Genomic DNA, 21,804 nt, shown 5'->3' on the forward strand with positions numbered 1-21,804 from the left:
GCTGGGGAATTCCTCTGTGGACGGTCGCGGCCGTCAGTAGACGGCCACGCCGTAGGCCCGGAGTGCTTCCGTGACGGGCTGGTAGAACGACCGGCCGCCGCTGGTGCAGTCGCCGCTCCCGCCGGAGGTCAGGCCGAGCGCGGTGTCGTCGGCGAACAGGGGGCCGCCGCTGTCGCCGCCCTGCACGCAGACCGTCGTGCCGATCATGCCGGTCACGGTCGTGCCGTCGACGTAGTTGACCGTGACGTTCAGGCCGGTGACCTTGCCCCGGTGGAACCCGGTGGTGCTGCCGCTGCGGCCGACCGTCTGCCCGACCACCGGGTCGCCGGCGCGGGCGATGTCGCGCTGGGAGCCGTTGTACAGGTTGACGCTGCCGGGCCGGTTGATGTCGGCGGTGTAGCGGAACAGGGCGTAGTCGTTGCCGGGGAAGCTGGTGCCCACCCTGGACGCGATGACCTGGCCGCCGGAGGTGCTCCACGTGGACGTGGCGTTGCCGCAGTGGCCGGCGGTCAGCAGGTAGGCGGTGCTCGTGCCGGGAGTCTTCACGTTGAAGCCGAGCGAACACCGCACGCCGCCACCGAGGATGGCGTCGCCCCCGGTGATCGCCGGCCGGAACTCCCCGCCGACGCGTTCCAGCCTCGCGGTGTCGCCGAGTCCGCCGACCGCGGCCTTCAGCCGGTCGAGCGCGGGACCGGCGACGGTGGCGTCGGCGGACACCACGACCTGGTTGGTCACCGGGTCGACTCCCCAGGACGTGCCGGGGATCTTGGCCGTGCGTTCGAGCACGGCGGCACTGGCGGCGAGCGTCGTGGCGCTGTGCTTGACGACCCTCACGCGTGCTCCGGTCACGCTCCTCGCCGCGGCCTCGTCGGTCACCATGACGACGAGCTGCCCGCTTTCGTCCACATAGGACCCCGCACTCGCGGCCCCGAGCCGTGCGCCCAGCGCGTCGGCGAGCTGCGCGGGCTCGGCCCGCGCGACCGGCGCGCTCAGGACGAGCCCGGTCGTGACCGCGGCGGCCAGGGCGAGGGTGGCAGAGCGACCCATCGGTTCTCCTCGACTGTTTCCGTGGCGGAAGGCGGGGCGGCGCGCCTGGTTGCGGAAAGCCAGAGTGCTCGGTCGGGAGAAAAGCGTCCAGATGATAATTTTTATTTGTTCGCGGCCGGCGCCGTCATTGACGTGAAAATAGTATTAGCGTCTCGATTCACCGGGAGCGCACGGTTTTCTTGCGCCAGGCGCTATAGGAGCTGACCGGTCCCCCGTGCGGGCGGTACAGCCAGCGCCACGGGTGGACGAGCTGCGGTTCGACGGCCGCCGCGCGGGCGCGGAACCCCGGTACGGGCGCGAAGGTGACGGCCACAGACCGTCCGCGGAGCTGCTCGGTGACGTCGCCGCGGTGGATCTCCACCTCGCGGCGGGTGGCCAGGTCGGCGAGGGTCTCGGCCAGGAACACCAGGCGCTTGCCGGAAAGGTCGAGCCGGGCGAGCAGCGGTTCGTCGAACACGAACACCGCGGGCACCCCGGGATGGGCCGCGAGCGCCGGATCGTCGTCGCCCAACGACTCGGCGGTGAGCCACACGGCATCCGGATTCCCACTCCCGGCAGGCGTGCTCGGGCCACCCGTGGCGTCCGGGTCGGGATCGTGCCGCAGCAGCGGTTCCGGTGCGGGCGGATCGGTTTCCGGCGGTGTCGCGGGCCAGTCCTGAATCGGGCAGTCGTTCTTCAGCGCGCACCCGCCGCACAGTTCCGGCGCCCGCTTCTCGACCTGCCAGCGCGAGAAGCCGTAGGGCTTTCCGGTGCCCGCGCCGACCGTCCACTGCCAGCCCACCCGGTTGGCCGCGCGCGACCCGTCGAGCAGGTGCGTGAAGAACCGGTCCTCGCCGTCCGTCCACTCCGCACCGGCGCGCACGGTCCACTGCGAGGACAGCCACATCCGGGTCTGGTTGACCAGCCACCCGTCCGCGTGGAGCTCGTCTAGGCAGAACGACACGCAGTTCATGTCCTTGGGCCAGGGTTCGGCCCACTGCTGGATCGCGCGGGCGGGCGCGGCTCGCAGTGCGGTGGCCGTGCGCCTGCCGAGGCGCGCGTAGACGTGGCGGGCGTACTCCTGCCAGGCCAGCTCGTCGCGGAACTTGGTCCGGTCGCGCGGCGGGGCCGGTTCGGCCGCTGCCCAGGCCGCGGGCAGGTCGATCAGGCCGTGCCGGATGTAGGGCGAGAGCCGGCTGGCTCCCCGTTTCCCGCGGGGCAACACCTCGCTGCGCCGGGCGGCGTAGCCGGTGAGGTCCAGGGTGGCGAGTGCCGCGTCGGCGGCCTCCTGGCCGCCCCGGAACGCCGGGGAGGCGGCCGGGGTGTCCTGGCACAGGTCGGCCAGGTGCGTCCGCACCCAGTGGGTGGCGGCGTCGGGGCCCGGCTCGGGGGTGGGAAGCAGCACCCGGCCAGTCTGGTGCCCGGCAGGGGCCACCGCCGGATGGCCGGTGGACGGCCAGGGGCGCACCCACCCCGCTCGGGCCAGGTCACGTTGCTGCCATCCGCAGGTCCCCTTCCTGTCGTGTGAGCCGCTGTCCCCCGAGCCACCGCCGGGCGAGAGTTGAGCCATTCACGAGTGGAAGGAGGTGGATCAGATGCTCAAGACCCCGGACTTCGGTGACGAGTACGGCGATCAGGACGTGCGCTGCGTCGGCACCGGTGGCTACCACGACCTCGGCGACTACTACGGGATCTGATCCACCGCAGGCGGCCTGGCGCGGGGTCCAGGCCGCGGCCGGTGAGCCGCGCGAGGAGGTGCGAGGACGTGCGACTGGTGCGAGGGGCCGACGGCTGGTGGTGCATCGGCCGGTCGGCGACGGCGTTGCTGCCGGACGGACTGGTGGTGGGCGGGGAGCTCACCGCGGAGGGTCGCCGTCAGGTGGCGGTGGCGGGGGTGGACGACGTGCCCGTTCCCGACCACTACAGCTTGACCGTCGTGACGTCCACTGCCTGCAACCTCGGGTGTTCCTACTGCTTCCAGAACACGCCGGACGGGCGGCGGCGCATCGCTCCCGCCCGGCTCGACGCGCGGACCACCGCGGCCTGCGTGGCGTTCGCCGAGGAGCGGATGGCGGCGCTGGGCGTGTCGCGGCTGGAGTTGTTGTTGTTCGGCGGTGAGCCCCTGCTCAACCCCGCCGGGTGTCTGCACGTGCTGCGGGCGTTCGGTGCGCGGACGCAGGTCACCGCCGGCATGGTCAGCAACGGGGTGCTGCTCACGCGGCGCACCGCCACGCGGCTGGCCGACGCCGGGCTCGCGCACGTCCAGGTCACCCTGGACGGCGAGCGGGAGCAGCACGACTCCACCCGTGCGACGCGCGGTGGCAGGCCCACGTTCGACCTGATCCTGGCCAACGTGGCCGCCGCGCAGCAGCACACCGGGCTGCGCTTCACCCTCCGCGTCAATGCGACCCCGGACGTCCTGCCCGAGCTCACCACGCTGCTCGAACAGGTGGCCGCGGTGGTCGACGTCCCCCGCACCGGCCTCGCGATCGCACCCGTGCTCGACTACGGCGCCGGCGTCCCGGCACCGGGCGCACGGGCCGCGCGGGAGGCCGTGCTGGCCTGCGCGCGGGCGGCGGAGCTGGGGTTCCGACTTGTCCGGCCGCGCGACGACCACTGCGACTTCTGCTCCGAGACCGACGGCCTGCTGGGCGCGGTCGTCGCCCCGGACGGCACGTTGTTCAGCTGCTGGGACGCGGTCGGCGAGGACGACCTCGCGGTCGGCGGCCTCGCGACGGGCTACCACCCGGACTCCCCCGCGCGGTGGCGGCGCTGCGGCGGCGAACTGCCGCGGCCGCGGGCGTTCTCGGACGCCTTCGACGCCGGACTGCTCGACCTCATCCGCGCCGGTGCGCGCAAGGAGGTGACACAGCCATGACCGAACCCGAGCACCACGACGACGAGACCCCCTCGGCGCCGAACTTCATCGAACTGCTCGAAGCCGACGAGGAACTGACGACTCCCGGCCTCTGCGTCCCGTTCCGCTAGAGGTCACCGCGCACACACCGGAAGGAGACGGCCGTGCACCGACCCCACCAGCACCTGGTCCGCACCCGGCTGGCCAACGGGCTGCGGGTGTTGCTCGCACCCGACCGCACCGTTCCGGTGGTCGCCGTCGCGGTGCACTACGACGTCGGCATGCGCTCCGAACCCGAGGGCCGCACCGGGTTCGCGCACCTCTTCGAGCACCTGATGTTCCAGGGTTCGGAGCTGCTGCCGAAGCTCGACCACGCGCACCACGTGCAGGCGTCGGGCGGGGTGTTCAACGGCAGCACCCACCTCGACTACACGCAGTACCACAACGTGCTGCCCAGCAACGCCCTGGAACGCGCGCTGTTCCTGGAGTCCGACCGGATGCGGGCGCCGAACCTGAACGCGGAGAACCTGCGCGTGCAGATCGACGTCGTCAAGGAGGAGATCCGCGTCAACGTCACCAACAAGCCGTACGGGTGCTTCCCGTGGGTGACGCTGCCGGGAGTCCTCTTCGACAGCTTCGCGAACTCCCACGACGGCTACGGCTCGTTCGACGACCTGGACTCCGCGACCGTCGAGGACGCGCGCCAGTTCTTCGACCGCTACTACGCGCCCGCGAACGCGCTGCTGACGTTGTGCGGCGACTTCGACCCGGACGAGGCGCTCGCGATGGTGGAACGCCACTTCGGGCCGATCCCGTTCCGCCCCAAGCCTTCCCGGCCGGACTTCGCCGAACCGGAACTGACCGGTGAGCGGCGCACGGTCCGGTACGACCCGCACGCGCCGTTGCCCGCCGTGGCCGCGGGCTGGCGGGTGCCCGACCCCATCGGCCAGTGGCAGGAGTACCTGCCGTACCTGCTGCTCGCCGACGTGATGTCGGACGACGGGCCCGCGTGCCGGCTGCACCGCCGGCTGGTGCGCCAGGACGGTCTCGCGACGAGCCACCGCTGCTACCTCGGCATGCTCGGCGACCCGCTCGACACCGGCCACCCGACCGCGCTGGTGTGCAGCGCGCGGCAGACCCCCGGCACGAGCTCCGGGCAGGTGCTGGACGCGATCGCCGAGGAGTTCGCCCTCGTCGCGGAGCACGGCCCCGCCGAGCGGGAGCTGCGGCGGATCGCCACCCGGCTCAGCACGCGGTTGCTGGTCGAGACGGACGCCGTGCTGGCGCGCACGCAGGCGTTGGCGTCGCTGGAACTGCGCCACGGCCGCGCCGAGCTGCTCGGCGAGCTGCCCGGTCTGCTGACCGCGGTCACGGCCGGGCAGGTGGCCGAGGCCGCCGCGCGCATCACGCCGGACCGCCGGGCCGTGGTCGAGCTGCTGCCCGCGTCCTACCGGGAGAAGGAGCGTGCCGCATGACGGCGAGTGTGGTTCCCGCGTTGCGGCCGTGGCCCGGGATCACCTTCCCGGACGTCACGGAGGACCGCTGCGCCAACGGGTTGCGGCTCCTCGCTCTGCAACGGCCGGGCGCGCCGCTGGTCGAGGTCCGGCTGAGCATCCCGTTCGGCTCGATGACCCCGGGTCACCTGGCCCGTGCGTGGCTGCTGTCGGAGACGGTGCTGGCGGGCACCGCCGGGACCGGCCGGATCGAGCTCGCGGAACGCATCGGCGCGCTGGGCGCGAGCCTGCGCGCCGAGGTCGACCACGACCGGTTGCTGTTCAGCGGCACCGTTCTGGCCGACCGGTACGAGGAGCTGCTGGCCGTGCTCGCCGAGGTCGTGCGGGAGGCGACGTTCCCCGATCCCGAGGTGCCGGCCGAACGCCGGCGGCTGGCCTCGCGGCTGACCGCGGCGCGGTCGCAGGCCGCCATCCGGGCCAGGGAGATCCTGCACCGGCACCTCTACGGCGACCACCCGTACGGCGCGAGCATGCCGACCGGCGCCGAGGTCGACGCGATCTCCGCGGACCAGCTCCGCGCGCTGCACGCCGAACGGGTCGTGCCCGACCACGCCGTGCTCGTCGTGGTGGGACTGGTCGACCCGGACCTGGCGGTCGCGGCGATGCGCCGCCACTTCGCGGACTGGCGGCCGACGGGACTGCCGGTGCCCGACCTGCCGCCGTTGCCCGACGAGGCCCCCGCGGGCGCCTCCCGGCTGTTCCACCGGCCCGGCTCGGTGCAGTCGTCGATCCGCATCGGCGGTCCCGCGCTGCGCCGCGACGACCCGCTGTTCCCCGCGCTGCACCTCGCGAACCTGATCTACGGCGGGTACTTCTCCTCGCGGCTGGTCGCGAACATCCGCGAGGACAAGGGGTACACCTACACACCGCGCAGCAGGATCCTGCACAGCTCCGCGGGCTCGACGCTCGTGATCGAGGCGGACGTCGCCACGGACGTGACGGCGCCCGCGCTGCTGGAGATGTGGTACGAGCTGGGCAGGTTGTCGACGCTGCGGCCCAGCGCGCAGGAGCTGCGGGACGTCCGCCAGTTCGCGGCGGGCAACCTCGCGATGTCGATCGCCACCAGGTCCGGCCTCGCGACGACCCTCGTGACGCTGCTCGGGGTCGGCCTGGACCTCGACTGGATCCGGCGCAGCCCGGACCTGCTCGCCGAGGTGACGGCGTCCGACATCTACCACGTCGGCGTGCACCTGCTCGCGCCCAAGCTGCTCGCCGCCGTGGTCATCGGCGACGCCACGAAGTGCGAGGAGCCGTTGCAGGCCTTCGGCCCCTGGGTCGTCGAGTAGTCCGTCCAGCCCTCAGAAGCCCGGTTCCGCGCTGCGCGGAGCCGGGCTTTCGCGCGTCACACCCCCACCCCCACCCCACCCGCGGCCCCGCGGGGGCGAATATGGGGAACCACTACCCATGTGAGGACGCAACCAGGTGACGCAGAGTCTTCACCACTGGTGAACCGATCGGGGTGATGGGATGTCGCTGAGGGACCTCGGCTTCGACGTCGTTCAGGAGAGCGTTTACCGGAGCCTGCTGGCCGATCCCCTGCGCGACACGGCCACCCTCGCGTCGCTCACCCTCACCGGCGAGACCGCGGTCCTCGCGGCACTGGACGGGCTGCTCGGCCTCGGCGTGGTGGAGACGTCCGCGACCGCGCCGTGCGGGTACTCCCCCGGCGACCCCGAGGTCGTCATCGGCGAGCTGATCGAACGGCTCGAGCGCGAGACGTTGCTGCGCCAGCAGAAGATCGGCGGCACGCGGGCCGAGCTGGCGGGCCTCGCGGCGGGGTTCCGGCACGAGGCGCCCACCGTCGAGGTCGAGCACATCACCGACCCGGAGCAGATCCGCGAACGCCTGGCGGAGCTGTGCTTCTTCACCCGCTCCAGCGTCTACTCGGTGCAGCCGGCGCGGGCGTCGAGCGAGACAGCCCGCGCGGAGGCGTCCCGGCTGGACAACCGCAGCCTGGGCCGCGGCGTGACGATGCGGATCGTCTACGACGAGAAGCTGCTGCGCGGTGAACGCACCCGTGCGCGGCTCGGCGAGCGCACGGCGTCCGGCGCGCAGATCCGGTTCCGGCAGGGGCCGCTGTCCCGGCTGATCGTGCTCGACGAGCGCATCGCCGTCGTGCCGTCCGACCCCGCCGACACGAGCTCGGGTGCACTGGTGGTGCGCCAGCCGGGGATCGTGAGCGAGCTGGTGGCGCGGTTCCGGCAGCTGTGGGACGGCGCCACGGACTTCGCCGAGCCCGCGGACGTGCCGTCGGACGAGGACCGGTCGGTGCTGCGGATGCTCGCCTCCGGCCTGACCGACGAGATGGTCGCCCGCCAGATCGGCGTCTCCGTCCGGCACCTGCGCCGGCGGATCGCGCGGCTGATGGACGAGCTCGGCGCGGACAGCCGGTTCCAGGCGGGCATGACGGCCGCGAGACGCGGCTGGATCTGACCTCAACGGCCCTGAAATAGCAGGTGACACTGTTCAGGAGGAATGATGTTGCGCAAGTCGGGTAGAGATGGGATCGGCGAGGACGACGACGTGATCGGCGCGTTCGGCTGGGACTAGTGGCGTGGCCTGGAATGTGACCGCCATGTCCCAGGCCACACCACTGCGGCGGACGACAAGGGCGGGTACCTGCGGGTACCCGCCCTTGTCGCTGTCCGGGGACGGGGTCATCTTGTTGCCCGCGAGCGGTCCGGAAGCTGACGCGCCACGACCTTCCGAACGCCCCGCCCGGTCAGCAGAATTGTTTCCAGAGCAAGGGAAAAGGCCAGGAAGAAATCCGGGAAGGGGATCGGGAAATGAGCATCTCACTCGTGCACGCCGATCCGGACTTCTACGCCCCGCTCAGCCGGACGACCCGCCGCGGCACCGAGTACCGCGCCGCCGGGATGCCCGCGGACTGGAGCGAGCACCACCAGGACGTGTGGACCGGCTGGTACCCGCCGCACAAGCTCGGCGGCGTCACCGACGGCTGGAAGATCCACCTGTCGGCCCGCGCCGACCGCGCGCAGCACGTCCTCGACGTCGCCGCGCCGATCTTCGCGGCGCACGGCGTGGGGTTCAAGCACCTGAGCTGCTCGCTGTACTTCGTGGTCACGCACCACAAGCACGCCGAACGCAGCCAGTCGGGCAAGTTCTGCGCCGCCTACCCGCCGGACGCCGCGACCGCCGAGGCGCTCATGCGCGACCTCGCCGCCGCGTTCGACGGCGAGGAGGGCCCGTTCGTGCTCAGCGACCGCCGGTTCGGCGACTCCCGGGTCGTGCACTACCGCTACGGCGCGTTCGTCGCCCGGCGCAGGCTGACCACGCAGGGCTGGCACGAGCTGCTGGTGCTCGACGCGGCCGGCCGGAGCGTCCCGGACGTGCGCGGCACCCGGTTCAGCACGCCCGAGGGCATCACCGACCCGTTCGCCGAGTCCTCTGTGGACGCCCCGCGCACCGCGGGAGCGCCGGAGTTCGGCGGCGTGCGGTTCGACAAGGTCCTGCGCCACAGCAACGGCGGCGGCGCCTACCGGGGCACCGACGTCGCCACCGGGCGCACGGTGTTCGTCAAGGAGAGCCGCGGCCACCACGGACTGGTGAGCCCGGTCAGCGCGAGCCAGGACCGGCTGCGCAACGAGCACGCCGTGCTGCGGGAGCTGCACCGCGCCGGCCCCGGCTTCGCCCCCGAGCCGGTGCGGTACTTCCGCCACCTGGAGAACGAGTTCCTGGTCACCGAGTTCGTCGAGGGCCGCTCGCTGCGCTCCTGGTGGGTCGAGCACAACCCGGTCATCTGGTCCACCGCGACCGACGACGACTTCCGCGCCTACTACGCACGGGCCGCGAGGATCCTCGACGAGCTGGCCGCGCAGCTGGACCGGTTGCACGGCCTCGGGTTCGCGTTCATCGACCTGAGCCCGGACAACGTGCTCGTGGACGCCGACGACCGGATCCGGCTCATCGACTTCGAGACCGCCGCGCGCCTGCGCGGACCGCTGACGCCGATCGGCACGCCGGGGTTCTTCCCCGCCGATCCGCTGCGGTTCGCCGACGACCCGGTGCGCTACGACGACTACGCGCTCTCCTCGATCGCGCTGGCGCTGGTCGCGCCGATCAACACGACGGCCGACCTGAACCACGGCGTGCTGGCGCACCTCAAGGCGCAGCTCGACCCGCGCGGCCTCGTTCCGCACAGCATGTGGGCGCTGGCGACGCGGGTGCGCGACGCCGCTCCCGTCCCGTCGCCCGGCGAGGTCGCCGCGGATCCGGCCGGGTGCCTGGAAGCGTTGCGCGACAGCATCATCGCCGGTCTGCGTGACACGGACCACCCCGGCGGCGTGGTGCCGCTGGGACCGCGTTCCTACGCCACCAACAAGCTCGGCTTCGGCCACGGGCTCGCCGGCGTCGTGCACGCGCTGCACGTGGCGGGCGCACCGTCGGACGAGCTGCTGGACCGGCTGAGCACCCGTGCCCTGGCCGAGGCGGACGACCTGCCGCCCGGACTCGTCGCGGGACAGGCCGGAGTGGCCCTGGTGCTCGCCGGGAACGGCCGGATCGCCGAGGCGCAGGAGCTCCTGGCGCGGGCGGACGACCACCCGTTGCTGCACGGCTCCGCGACGCTCGGGTTCGGCTCCGCCGGTGTCGGACTCGCCCACCTCGCGCTGCACCGGCACACCGGCGACCGCGCCCACCTCGACCACGCGGTCCGGCACGCCGCCGGGATCCCGGACTCGCCGTCCGACCTGCTCGGCCGGCACGACGCCGTCGGACTCGTCGACGGACGGGCGGGCCTGGCGCTGTTCCACCACCACCTCGGCCTGCTGACCGGGGACGAGGACCACCTCCGGCGCGGACTCGGTCTCCTGCACGCCGAACTGGACCGCGCCGAGCTCTCCGAGGGCGGGCTGCTGTTCCCCGTGTCGGAGCGCGACCGCAGGCTCATGCCGTACCTGAGCACCGGCACCGCGGGAGTGCTGATGGTGGCGAGCCGCTACCTGGCGACCACCGGCGACGAGCGCGTCGCCGCCGCGGTCCCCGGCCTGCTGACCGGCCTGAACTGCGCGTTCACCCACTACGCCGGCCTGTTCGACGGCATGGCGGGGCTGAGCCTCGCCCTGCACGACCACGGCGGCAGGCACGGCGACCAGGACAGCCTGGACCGTGCGAAGACGTTGGCACAGCGCCTGTTCCTCTACGCCGTGCCCCACCGGACCGGGACGTACGTGCCCGGCGAGCACGCCCTGCGCCTCAGCGGCGACCTGTGGTTCGGGTCCGCCGGGGTGCTCACGGCGCTCGCCGGAGTGCTCGACGACCACCCGGACCCCCTGTTCGCGCTCGACGACCCCGTCGAGCGGAAGTAGGTCAACCGAAGGAGAGAGCCATGTCGGACATCAACGAGCTCCAGAACCTCGCGGACGACGAGAACACCGAGGCCGGCTACACGAACCCGATCGAGGTCGCGCCCGACAAGAGCACCGCCAGCATCGTCTGCTGACCCTGCTCCACCCGCAGTACACCGGCACACCCGAGCACTCACCGACCGAAGGAGACCGCCATGTCCGACATCAACGAGCTGCAGAACCTCGCCGACGACGAGAAGTCGGAGCCGGGCTACACCGAGCACGGCGTCGTCGCGCCGGACAAGAGCACCGCCAGCATCGTTTGCTGATCTGACCTCCACAGGTCACGCCAGGCCACGGGGCGGGGGCGGGGGCACTCCCCCGCTCTCCGCCCCGATGCGTTTCCCCGGAACACCCCTTCTCCGCGCCGCGGGAGGAACAGCATGAGCCGCGATTTCCGCTACTACTGGTCGGCTGAGGTCAGCTCCACCTTCGGGTCGACCTTCACCACGATGGCGATCGCCACCCTCGGCGTCATCGCGTTCGACGCGACGCCGGGCGAGCTCGGCTTCGTCAGCGCGGCCGCGGTGCTGCCCGCCTGCGTGTTCGGCCTGCTGGCCGGGGTGATCGGCGACCGCCTGCGCAGGCCGCGCCGGGTGCTGATCGGCTGCAACGCCGCGGCCGCCGCGCTCGTGCTGTCCGTCGCCCTCGGCGTGCGGGCCGGAGCCGCGACGATCTGGTGGCTCGCCGGGCTGTGCTTCGTCCTGGGCTGCATAGCCACCGTCGTCGAGACCGTCTACTTCACGCACCTGCGCAGCCTCGTGCCACCGGACCGGCTGACCGCGGGCCGCGCCCGGTTGCAGTCGGGCGAGTACGCCGCCCGCACGGCCGGGCAGGCGCTGGCGGGCGTGCTGATCGCCGCTCTGGGCGGTGCGGTGGCGTTGGTGGTCGACGCCCTGACCTACCTGGTGAGCCTCGTCCTGCTCACGCGCATCACCGCACCGGACGAAGGCGCACCGGCCCCCGTCGAGCGCCGGTCGCTCGTGGTCGAGATCGGTGAGGGCTTCCGGCAGGTGGCGAAGTTCCCGTTCCTGCGCACGTTCGGCGTCTTCACCGCGGTGCGGTCGATGAGCGTGGGCGCGCTCGCGACCATCGTGGCGCCGTTCCTACTGCGCGAGCTGTCCGTGCCGCTCGGTCTCTACGGCGCGCTCTTCGCGATCAGCGGCCTGGCGGGCCTCGCGGGCTCGCTCGCCGCGGGACGCCTCGCCGAGCGGATGAGCCTGAACTCGTTGGCGGTGCTGGGAAGCGCGGGCACCGTCGTCGCCGCGTTCGTGCTGCCCTCGGCGAGCGGACCGCTGCCGGTCGCGCTGACGATCGCCGTCGTGGGGCTCGCACTGCCGACCGTGTTCGGCGCGATCGCCAACGTCGGCCTGAGCGGCGCGCTGACCGAGCTCGTGCCGGAGAACGTGCTGGGACGCGCCATCGCGAGCCTGCGCACGGTCGCCACGGCGGCGCAGATCCTCGGAGCGCTCGCCGGAGGTCTGCTCGCCGACGCGATCGGCCTGCGGCCCACGGCGTGGGTGTGCGCCGGACTGGCGTTGCTCGGCTGCGTGCCTTTGCTGCGCGCGGTTCTGGTGACCCGCAAGCCCGCTGTGGCCGAGGAGCCGGCGGTCCTCGTATGACCGCCGTGCTCGCCATCGTCGGGGCCGGTCCGCGCGGCACCGGTCTGCTGGAACGGCTCGCGGCCAACGCCCGGCTGCTCCCCTCCGGCGGCTGCGAGATCCACGTCGTCGACCCGCACCCCGCCGGAGCCGGCCGGGTGTGGCGGCCGGACCAGTCGGAGTTGCTGCTGATGAACTCCCGCGCGGGCGACGTCACGATGTTCACCGACCGCAGCGTGCGCTGCGCCGGTCCGATCACGCCAGGTCCCACGCTCGCGGAGTGGGCCGGTGTCGGCGATGACGCGTTCGCGAGCAGACGGCTGGGCGGCGCCTACCTGACCTGGTGCTTCGACCGGGCGGTGAACGCATTCCCGTCCGACGTGAGGGTTGTCGTGCACCGGACGAGTGCTGTCGCACTGTCCGACGGAAGCCGGCAGACCATCACATTGGCCGACGGCTCGCACGTGGTCGCCGACGTCGTCGTGCTGGCACAGGGGAACGTGGGCGGCCACCGCGACGAACAGCAGCGGGCGCACCAGGAACACGCGGCCCGCACCGGCGGCACGTACCTCCCGCCGTCCTGCCCCGGCGACGAGGACCTGGACCTCCTGCCACCGGGCGAGCGCGTCCTGGTGTCCGGCCTGGGACTCGCGTTCGTCGACCTCGCCGTGCTGCTCACCGAAGGCCGCGGCGGGCGGTTCACCCGCAGCCGCGACGGCGTCCTCAGCTACCGCCCGAGCGGCCGGGAACCGGTGCTGCACGCGGGATCCCGTCGCGGCGTGCCCTACCTGCCGAAGCCGCTGCTGCCCCCGGTGACCGACCCGGCGCCCCGCTTCTTCACCCCGGACCTCCTCGCCACGGCCACCCCCGGCGAACTGGTCGGCGCCGCCTGCCGGGAACTGGTGTGGGCGCACTACCGCGAACTGTTCGCGGCGCACCGGGACCGCACCCGCCTGCCCTGGCGCACCTTCGCCGCGGAGTTCGCCGCGGTCGACGTGACCGACCCGGCGCTGGAGGCGCTGGTCGCCCGCGCGGTCCCCGCTCCGCAGGACCGGGCGGACGTGAGCTTCCTCCGCTCCCCGCTCGCCGGCCGGACGTTCGCGGACCAGACCGAGCTGGGCTCGTGGATGGGCGACCACCTCGGCCGCACGGTCGCTCGCGCCACGGACCCCCGGCACAGCGCGCACGCCGCGGTGCTGCACGGCCTCCTGACGGTCAGCGAGGTGCTGGAGCAGCAGACCGCGCCCACACCGGCGGCCGGGCGGGCGGCCGCGATGCTGTCGCGCTTCGCCGCCTACCTGGGGTCCGGTCCTCCGCCGCACCGGCTGGAGCAGCTCGGGGCGCTGTCGCGGGCGGGAATCCTCCGCTTCCTGGGCGCGGACCTGCGCGTCGACCACGCGGCCGACGCCTTCCGCGCCCGCACGGCCTCGCTCCCCTCGCCGGTGACGGCCCGCCACCTCGTGGAGGCGCGCCTGCCCGACCCCGACGCCCGTGCCCACCCGCTGCTCGAAAACCTGACGCACGAACGACTTCGCGTCCCCGTCGACCCGGACACCTTCCAGGTCCTCGACCGCGCGGGCAGTCCGCACCCGCGCCGCCTCGCGCTGGGCCTGTTCGCGGGCGGCGGGGCGCTGGGCGCGTTCTCCCGGCCCGGCCGCGACGCGCCGTTCTTCCGCCAGAACGACGAGACGGCGCGCCGCGTCCTCACCGAGCTCGGCGCCCTCGTGACGGCCGGGGTCTGAGAGCGCCGCCCGTCACGACTGACCGATGGCGAACACGTGGAGGTTCGCGTTGGACGGCAACGTCACCGAGGCGATCACCTTGCCCTCCGGCGCGTCGAACGGCGTGGTCGCGAAGATCGACGCGCCCGGCTCCGGTCCCTTCGGCCGGTTGCGGTACTCGGCGCGGGCGACCAGCGTGTTGCCGAACACCGGGTTCTGGCCGCCGCCGGGCAGCACCCAGTCGCCGAACGAGAGGTCGGCCTGGCCGGTGGTGCCGTCGGTGAACGTGACCGTCGCCGTGGCGCGCTGGTCGCCGTTCGTGGCGGCGCCGACGAACGTCAGCCGGGTCGCCGTGCCGGCGAGGGCGATGGTCTGCCCGGCCGGCACGACGTTGTCCGGGCGGCCGGCGGGCGCGGCGGGCCAGGTGAACGACGTGCCCGCGACCTCGCGGGTCGCGCCGCCCACCAGTCCGGCGGCCGCCAGCGCCTGCCGGGAGTAGCTGTTCCCGGCCCTGTCGACGTCCGCGGACCCCACGTCGCCGTCATCGGAGACGCCGACGTTCGCGTACGCGGCGGCGAGCCCGTCCTTCTTCGCCACCAGCACGATCACCGAGCTCGGCGAGGTGGTACCACCCGCGCCCCGCACGGCCACCGGCAGCTCGCGGTAGCCCTCGGGGGTGCCCGGCGCGACGGCCACCGTCAGGGTCGCGGTGCCGCTGCCGGTGCCGGTGTCCAGGTCGAGCCGCCGGGGACCGGTGACGGTGACGCCGTCCGGCGCGGAGGTGGTCACGTCGAGCGAGCGGTCGCGGCCGCCGAGCCGTTGCGCGCTCACCTCGACCTGGCCGGTGCCACCGGGTTCGACGACGACCTGGTTGGTGACCGCGGCCAGGAACGGCTTCTCACCGTCGCGATAGGACGGTGGCGTGCTGCCGGTCCCCCAGCGTTCGTCCGGGGTGGATGCCAGTGCGAAGTCCAGGCGGCCGCCGGTGCGGAACGCGGTGCGGGGCAGGTACGTGCGGTCCCAGCGGAGGCCGTTGAGCTTGAGCCCGTGGACGTACGGCGCGGTCGTGGCGGCCTCGGGCGCGCGGATGTCGAGCTCGCGCCCGTTCGGCAGCGAGATCACCGCGCGTTCGAACAACGGGCTGTGCACCACCAGGTCCGGTGTGCCGGGCGTGGAGGGGTAGATGCCGAGCGCGGCCCAGACGTACCACGACGACATCGCGCCGAGGTCGTCGTTGCCGGGTGCGCCGTCGGGGGTCGCGCTGAACTGGGTCGTGGCGATGCGGCGGACGACCTCCTGCGCCTTCCACGGCCGGCCGACGTGGTTGTAGAGCCACGGCACGCCGAAGTTCGGCTCGTTGCCGATCCACATGTGCGGCTCGTTCGGGCCCACGTTGAGCTTCTGGAAGAACGCGTCGAGGCGCTGCGACACCGCCGCCGGGCCGCCCATCGCCGTGACGAGGCCCGCCGGGTTCTGCGGCACCGTCCAGGAGTACTGGGCGGCGTTGCCCTCGTCGAAGCCGTTCTGGCCGAACCTGCCCGGCTGCGGCGGGACGAAGCCGGGTCCGTCCGGGAACCGCCCGTCCTGCCCGCGCGGCGCGACGTGGTCGGTGATCGGGTTGAAGACGTTCTGCCAGTACTGGCCGCGCCGCGAGAACTCGCGGGCGGTGGCGTGCTCGCCGACGGCCTCGGCGAGCCGGGCGATGGCGAAGTCGTCGACCGCCCACTCCAGCGTGATCGACGCGCCGACGCGGGCGTGGTCACCGCGAGCGGCGTCGTTGTTGGGCATGTACCCACGGGCCGTGTACTGCTCGATGCCGGGCCGTTCCCGGTACGCGCCCGGCGTGTTGTCCACCGAGGTCGCGCCCTTCACGAGGTACTTCAGCGCGGTTTTCACGTCGAAGTCGCGCGCACCGAAGGCGTGCAACGTGGAGACCAGCGCCACCGAGCTGTCGCCGGTCATCTGCCCGGTGTAGTCGTTGGCCACCGGCCAGCGCGGCCACCAGCCGCCCTGCACGGCGTCGTTGGTCAGCGACTGCGCCATGTCGCCGGCCTCGCGGGGGAAGAGCATGGCCTGCAACGGCGCGAGGGAGCGGTAGGTGTCCCAGTCGGAGAAGTTCGCGTACTGGTGCCGGCCCTCCGGCAACGTCCTGATCCGGTTGTCGAACCCGATGTAGCGCCCGTCCGCGTCGTCGAACGTGTTGGGGTGCATGAGGGAGTGGTAGAGCGCGGTGTAGAACGACTTGAACTGCGCCGCGTCCCGGCCCGCCACCCGCACCTTGCCCAGCGCCGCCGACCACGCGTCCCTGGTGGACTTCCGGACGGCGGCGAAGTCCCAGCCCGGCACCTCCGCTGCCATGTTCGCCTTCGCGCCGTCCGTGCTCACGTAGGACATCGAGACCTTGGCCCGCACCACGGCGCCGGAGCCGAAGGTCAGGTACGCGCCCGCCCTGGACGCGTCGGCGCTGTCGGAGCCGGGGGTGACGGCACGGCCGTCCCACGTGCCGTGCGCGGTGAACGGCTGGTCGAAGGTGACGTGGTAGTAGACGGTGTACTCGTTGCCCTTGCCGCAGAAGTCGCCGGACGTGGCCGACCCGCTGAGCTCGCGGTCGCCGGTGATCCGGACCTGCGCGCGGGGGTTGCCGCCGAGGCTGGCGCCCGCCTTGACGAGCACCTGCGGCGTCGCGCCCTCCGGGTAGGTGAACGTGGCCAGTCCGGTGCGGGTGGTCGCGGTCAGCTCGGCGCGGACGTCTCCGAGCGTCACCGCGTAGTAGCCCGGCTCGGCCTGCTCGCCGTCGTGGCCGAACGCCTCGGTGCGGTCCCAGGGGGCGCTGCCGACCTCACCGGCGACCGGCAGCAGCGGCACGTCGCCGAACGCCGAACAGCCGACCGACGCGTGCGTGAGGCTGAACCCGCGGATGCGGTCGGAGTGGTACTGGTAGCCGGCGTAGGAGCCCTTGGTGTCCGGCGAGAACTGCATCATGCCGAACGGCGTGGCCGGGCCGGGGAAGTTGTTGATCTCCCCCACCGTGGCGCCGCCCTTGCCGGTGCCGATCATCGGGTCGACGTGCGCGACCGGGTCGGCCACCAGGTCGGACATCGTTGTCGGAGCCGCCGCGGCGGTGGTGGGCGCGCCCAGGACCACCGCCAGAAACGCCGCCACCGCGAACCTGACTCGCACCGGGCCTCCCCCTGTCGTCGACGTCGACGAGTCCGAACCTTCCGATCAGGGGTGGCCGCGTCAACGATTTGCCGAAGACTTGGCTCGTCCACGACAGCCGGGGGATGACAACCGTGTCAACGACCAGCGGAACGCGCGGACCCGTCCTCGCCGCTGGGCAATCCCGGCCGGGCCCGGCAGGATCGGAACGCCGGTGCCCGACCGGTTCGCGTCCCCGCCGTCACGAGGTGGCCAGAGATGCCAGAGGACCAGTACACCCGCCAGGACCCCCGCACCCAGTACCCGCGTCCCGGCGACCGGGACGCGCGGGAGCCCGACCACGGCGAGCGCACCTACCGCGGCAGCGGACGGCTGCCGGACACCGCGGCCGTGATCACCGGCGGCGACTCGGGGATCGGCAGGGCCGTCGCGATCGCCTTCGCCCGTGAAGGCGCCGACGTGCTGCTGTCCTACCTCGACGACGAGCAGGACGACGCCGAGCGCACCGCCGAGCTGGTGCGCGAGGCCGGGCGGAGGGCCGTGCTCGTCCCCGGCGACCTGCGCACCGAGGAGATGTGCCGCGAGGTCGCCGAACGCGCGCGGGAGGAGTTCGGGCGGATCGACGTGCTGGTGAACAACGCGGGCCACCAGCTGATGCGCTCCGGCGGTCTGCTCAGCGTCGGCGGCGACGAGATCGACGCGGTCTTCCGGATCAACGTCTACGCGATGTTCTGGCTCTGCAAGGCCGCGGTGCCGTTCATGCGCCCCGGCTCGGCCATCATCACCACCTCGTCGATCCAGGCGTTCGCCCCGCTGCCCGTGCTCATGGACTACGCCGCCGCCAAGGCCGCCGTCGTCAACTTCACGAAGAACCTCTCGGCCGACCTGATCGGCAGGGGCATCAGGGTGAACTCCGTGGCGCCCGGCCCGGTGTGGACACCGCTGACGCACGCGACGATGCCCCCGGAGAACATCGGCGGCTTCGGCGCGCGGACGCCACTGGGCCGTGCCGCGCAACCCGCGGAGCTGGCGCCCGCCTTCGTCTTCCTCGCGTCGCAGGAGTCCGGGTACGTCACCGGCGAGGTCCTCGGCGTCACCGGCGGCGACCCGATCACCTGAGTCAGCAGGTGACCTGGACGGTCGCGGCCGGCTTGAACGACACGTGGACGTGGTCCATGTGGTTGGCCGTGGGGCTGCCGCGGTCCTCCATGGCCGAGTAGCCGCTGCCGTCGTTGTAGCGCTGGCGCCAGATCACGTAGGTGACGCCGAAGGCCTTCTGGTTGGCCAGCACGTAGTCGGCCAGGGCGTTGCCGGTGGCGGTGTCGACCATGAAGTCCAGCGCCAGGCCGAGGGGGTGCTCGCCGGAGCCGCCTCGACCGGCGGCGCCGCCGATGTCGTCGACGCCGAACTTGCCCGCGACGTGGTGACCGACCTGCGCGACGTGCGGCTTCACCCCGTCCAGCGTGGTCGGGCACGGCGGCGGAGGGGGCGGGGGCGGTGGCGTGGTCGTCTGCTGCGTCGTCGTGGTCACCGGCGGGACCGTGGTGGTCATCGGCGGCTCCGAGGACGGCGTGGTGGTCGTCGTCGGGACCGGCGACAGCGACTGGCTGACGGAGGTCGTCGGGGCGCCCAGCTGGGCGGCCGCTCCGGTCGGGTCGACCGGGGTGTCGGAACCGCGGACCACCCAGAAGGTCGTGGCCAGACCCGCGGTGAGGGTCACGGCGACCGCGATGGGCAGCTTCTTGCTGGCTGTCGGATTCGTTCTATGTCGGCCCGGCATTCGGGAGCACCTTGCGTCGGGGACGGGGCATCTTCACACGGCCCGCCACATTACGAAACGAACACGACAACGTCACAGACGAGTGTTCATGCTCACATCGCCGCTGGTGAGCGCACCGCTACCGCACGTGACAGCCGCAGGTCGCGCCGGGGCGCGTCAGACCACCGACCTCACCGTGCCGCCGTCGACCCGGATCGTCGCGCCACTCACGTAGTCCGCGTACGGGCTCGCGAGGTAGGCCACCGCTCCGGCGATCTCCTCCGGCCTGCCGAACCGGCCGACGTCGTTGGGCACGAGCGACGCGACGGCGTTGCGCTCGATGTCCTCCCAGGCCTCGCCCCACCCGTTGGCGGGCGCCTGGGTCGTCAGCCACCGCTCGACCGAGTCGACCATGATCGCTCCCGGCGAGACGACGTTCGAGGTCACACCGGTGTCCTTCAGCTCGCGCGCCAGGGAGACGGCGAGGGTGTGCCGGGCGGCCAGGGTGGCGCTGTAGTGCGGCTGGACCGCGATCGGCTGGGAGCCCAGCCCGCCGCCGATCTGGACCACCCTGCCCCAGCCGCGGGCGCGCATGCCGGGGACGAGGCGCTGGATCATCCGGACGGCCGACACCACGTTGGCCTCGTAGATGTCCCGCCACTCCCCCGGCGTCGCGTCCTGCCAGCCCGTGTGCGCGTACCCGCCGGCGTTGTTGACCAGCACGTCCACCTCGCCGGCGACGGCGGCGACCGCGTCCGCCCCGGCGTCGGTGGCGAGGTCGCCGATCGCGACTCCGACGGCGCCGATGTCCGCCGCGACGGCGTTGGCGCGCGACTCGTCACGGCCGTGCACGACCATGTCCGCGCCTTCCGCCGCGAGCAGCCGTGCGATCGCCTCGCCGAGGCCCGAGCTCGATCCCGTGACCAGGGCGCGCTTGCCCCTCAGGTTCAGTTCCACCGCGTTCTCCACATGTCTACAGTCGTATACTTCGCTCGAAGTCTACACTCGTATACATGAGTTCCGCACACCGCCGAGACGCCGCCACCACCCGCGCCGCGATCCTCCGCGCCGGCGTCGAGGCGTTCACCCGGTTCGGCTTCGACGGCGTCGGGGTCCGCGAGATCGCCCAGGCGGCCGGGGTCAGCGCGATGCTGGTCAACCGCTACTTCGGTTCGAAGGAGGGACTGTTCGCCGAGGTCGTGGAGGTGTCGATGACCGACCGCACCGTGCTCGGCGGCGACCCGGCCACCCTGGCGCGCGACATCGCCGCGACGCTGGTGCGCCGCACCTCCCCCGCCGCGGACGACCTGTCGCCGTTCCTGCTCATGCTGAGGTCGGCGGCCAACCCGCGCGCGGCCGAGATCCTGCGGGAGAACATCGAGCGCCACGTCGAGGCGCACGTGCACGAGGTGGCACCGGACACCCGCGGCACCGACCGCGCGGCCGTGGCGCTGGCGCTCATCGCCGGGTTCTGGCTGCTGCGCAAGGTGATCGGCAGCAGCGCGTTGAACGAGACCGACGAGAAGACGGTCGAGGCGACCCTGACCCGGCTGTTCGAGGTGCTGCTCCCCGGTCCCGCTTCCCGGGGATGACCGCGTCAGGCAGGCGGACTCATCTCGACGTCGCTTCGGGCGTCCACGACCCGTCCACCGCGATCCCGGCCGCCGCCGCGATCCGGTCACGCGACTCCAGCACCCGCTCGCGCAGCGCGGGCAGGTCGACGCCGACCAGGCGTCCGTCGCGCTTCACCACCCGGCCCGCGACGAAGACCGTGTCCACCAGGCCGGGGTGACCGGCGGTGACGATCGTGCCGGCGGCGTTGCCGACCGGGAAGACCGAGAGGTCATCGCCGTCGAGCAGCACCAGATCGGCGTCCTTGCCCACCGAGATGCTGCCGGTCCTGGCGTCGAGTCCGCAGGTCCTGGCGCCGTTGATCGTCGCGAACTCCAGCACCTCCCGCGCGGTCAGGCCACCGCCGAGACCGCGCTGCACGGCGAAGGCGGTGCGCATGGCGGAGAACATGTCGCCACCGGCGGACGGGCAGTCGTCGACCGACAGCGAGGGCCGGATCCCGGCAGCGAGGACGCGTCCGGTCTCCGGCCAGCCGTGGCCCATCTTGAGCTCGACGTCGGGACTGATCGACACCGAACAGCCGTGGTCGGCCATCATCGCGAGCTGGTCGTCGGACAGGCCGTTGCCGTGCACGACGGTCGTGCGGTCGTCGAGCAGCCCCCGGTCGCGCATGTCCGCGATCGGGCGGCGGCCGGTGGGCCAGCCCGTGCCGCCGTGGACGTGCACGCTGACGCGCAGACCCAGCTCGCGGGCCAGTGCGACGTCGGCGGCGGTGGTGTCCATCGAGGTCACCTGGGGGCCGCGCAGGCCCAGCACCATGCCGTCGCCGGGCAGCTGCGCGCGGACGCGGGTGACCTCGGGCGCGATCGGGGCGTCGTCGACACCGGCGCCGTAGCAGAAGATCGACCGTCCGGGCGCCTCCCGCAGGGCCTGGACCGCGGCATCGGCGTTGTCCGGGTGGTCCGCGCAGTGGAACCAGTCCAGCATGGTGGTGACGCCGGAGCTCAGCGCCTCCAGCCGGCCCAGGAGGTTGCCCAGGTACACGTCGTCCGGCCGGTAGTGCCGCCGCAGGGTGCCGTGCACGGCAACGCCGTACTGGCCGAAGGTCCAGCCCGCCCCCACCCCGCGGAACGCGGTCTGCCAGGTGTGCCGGTGGGTGTCGACGAAACCGGGCATCACGATCTTGCCCGTCGCGTCGACGACCTCGGCGCCGGTCACGTCGAGCCCGA

At 72.8% G+C, this 21,804-nt stretch carries 15 protein-coding genes; 9 read left to right on the forward strand and 6 right to left on the reverse strand.

Annotation, left to right across the window (positions count from 1 at the left end; genetic code table 11):
• Positions 1-33 precede the first annotated feature (33 nt).
• Both VF330_RS11700 and VF330_RS11705 read right to left on the reverse strand, forming a co-directional pair.
• Entirely contained in the window at positions 34-1,047 is a 1,014-nt protein-coding gene (locus VF330_RS11700) for a S1 family peptidase (RefSeq protein ID WP_330851568.1), read from the reverse strand.
• A 157-nt stretch (positions 1,048-1,204) separates the two neighbouring features.
• Positions 1,205-2,431 (reverse strand): FAD-binding domain-containing protein, encoded by a 1,227-nt coding sequence (locus tag VF330_RS11705; protein WP_330851569.1) that lies wholly within the window; start codon positions 2,429-2,431, stop codon positions 1,205-1,207.
• Positions 2,432-2,791: 360 nt separating this feature from the next.
• Between VF330_RS11705 and VF330_RS11710 the strand changes: the two genes are divergently transcribed.
• From VF330_RS11710 to VF330_RS11740, 7 genes are all read left to right on the forward strand, one after another.
• Positions 2,792-3,904, forward strand: coding sequence for a radical SAM protein (locus VF330_RS11710; protein ID WP_330851570.1), 1,113 nt, complete (start codon positions 2,792-2,794; stop codon positions 3,902-3,904).
• Positions 3,905-4,047: 143 nt separating this feature from the next.
• Positions 4,048-5,358 (forward strand): pitrilysin family protein, encoded by a 1,311-nt coding sequence (locus VF330_RS11715; protein WP_330851571.1) that lies wholly within the window; start codon positions 4,048-4,050, stop codon positions 5,356-5,358.
• A complete protein-coding gene (locus VF330_RS11720; RefSeq protein WP_330851572.1) occupies positions 5,355-6,683 on the forward strand; it encodes a pitrilysin family protein in 1,329 nt (442 codons plus the stop codon). Before VF330_RS11715 ends, VF330_RS11720 begins: the two co-directional genes overlap by 4 nt.
• A 181-nt stretch (positions 6,684-6,864) precedes the next feature.
• Positions 6,865-7,830, forward strand: a complete 966-nt coding sequence (locus VF330_RS11725; RefSeq protein ID WP_330851573.1) for a LuxR C-terminal-related transcriptional regulator — start codon at positions 6,865-6,867, stop codon at positions 7,828-7,830.
• A gap of 353 nt (positions 7,831-8,183) precedes the next feature.
• Positions 8,184-10,724 carry a class III lanthionine synthetase LanKC gene (gene lanKC, locus VF330_RS11730; RefSeq protein WP_330851574.1) on the forward strand — a complete coding sequence of 847 codons (2,541 nt, stop codon included), beginning with the start codon at positions 8,184-8,186 and terminating at the stop codon, positions 10,722-10,724.
• Between the two features lie 422 nt (positions 10,725-11,146).
• Entirely contained in the window at positions 11,147-12,385 is a 1,239-nt protein-coding gene (locus tag VF330_RS11735) for an MFS transporter (protein WP_330851575.1), read from the forward strand.
• Positions 12,382-14,106, forward strand: coding sequence for an FAD/NAD(P)-binding protein (locus tag VF330_RS11740; protein ID WP_330851576.1), 1,725 nt, complete (start codon positions 12,382-12,384; stop codon positions 14,104-14,106). The genes VF330_RS11735 and VF330_RS11740 overlap by 4 nt, the downstream gene beginning before the upstream one ends.
• A 12-nt stretch (positions 14,107-14,118) precedes the next feature.
• Here the strand turns inward: VF330_RS11740 and VF330_RS11745 are convergent, their stop codons facing one another.
• Positions 14,119-17,265 (reverse strand): GH92 family glycosyl hydrolase, encoded by a 3,147-nt coding sequence (locus VF330_RS11745; protein WP_330851577.1) that lies wholly within the window; start codon positions 17,263-17,265, stop codon positions 14,119-14,121.
• 237 nt (positions 17,266-17,502) lie between these two features.
• Here VF330_RS11745 and VF330_RS11750 point away from each other — a divergent pair, with 237 nt between their 5' ends.
• Positions 17,503-18,363 (forward strand): SDR family oxidoreductase, encoded by an 861-nt coding sequence (locus tag VF330_RS11750; RefSeq protein ID WP_330851578.1) that lies wholly within the window; start codon positions 17,503-17,505, stop codon positions 18,361-18,363.
• Between the two features lies 1 nt (position 18,364).
• Here VF330_RS11750 and VF330_RS11755 read toward each other — a convergent pair whose 3' ends face one another.
• Positions 18,365-18,964 carry a hypothetical protein gene (locus VF330_RS11755; protein ID WP_330851579.1) on the reverse strand — a complete coding sequence of 200 codons (600 nt, stop codon included), beginning with the start codon at positions 18,962-18,964 and terminating at the stop codon, positions 18,365-18,367.
• A gap of 216 nt (positions 18,965-19,180) precedes the next feature.
• The gene (locus tag VF330_RS11760) at positions 19,181-19,960 is read right to left on the reverse strand and encodes an SDR family NAD(P)-dependent oxidoreductase (RefSeq protein WP_330851580.1); all 780 of its coding nucleotides are present in this window, start codon (positions 19,958-19,960) and stop codon (positions 19,181-19,183) included.
• Between the two features lie 56 nt (positions 19,961-20,016).
• On the opposite strand from VF330_RS11760, the gene VF330_RS11765 reads away from it, so the two are divergent.
• The gene (locus VF330_RS11765; RefSeq protein ID WP_330851581.1) at positions 20,017-20,595 is read left to right on the forward strand and encodes a TetR/AcrR family transcriptional regulator; all 579 of its coding nucleotides are present in this window, start codon (positions 20,017-20,019) and stop codon (positions 20,593-20,595) included.
• A 19-nt stretch (positions 20,596-20,614) separates the two neighbouring features.
• Here the strand turns inward: VF330_RS11765 and VF330_RS11770 are convergent.
• A partial coding sequence (locus VF330_RS11770; RefSeq protein ID WP_330851582.1) for an amidohydrolase family protein occupies positions 20,615-21,804 on the reverse strand: 1,190 nt, incomplete at its 5' end.

The sequence above is a fragment of the Lentzea sp. genome (assembly GCF_036380075.1).
Classification (GTDB): Bacteria; Actinomycetota; Actinomycetes; order Mycobacteriales; family Pseudonocardiaceae; genus Lentzea.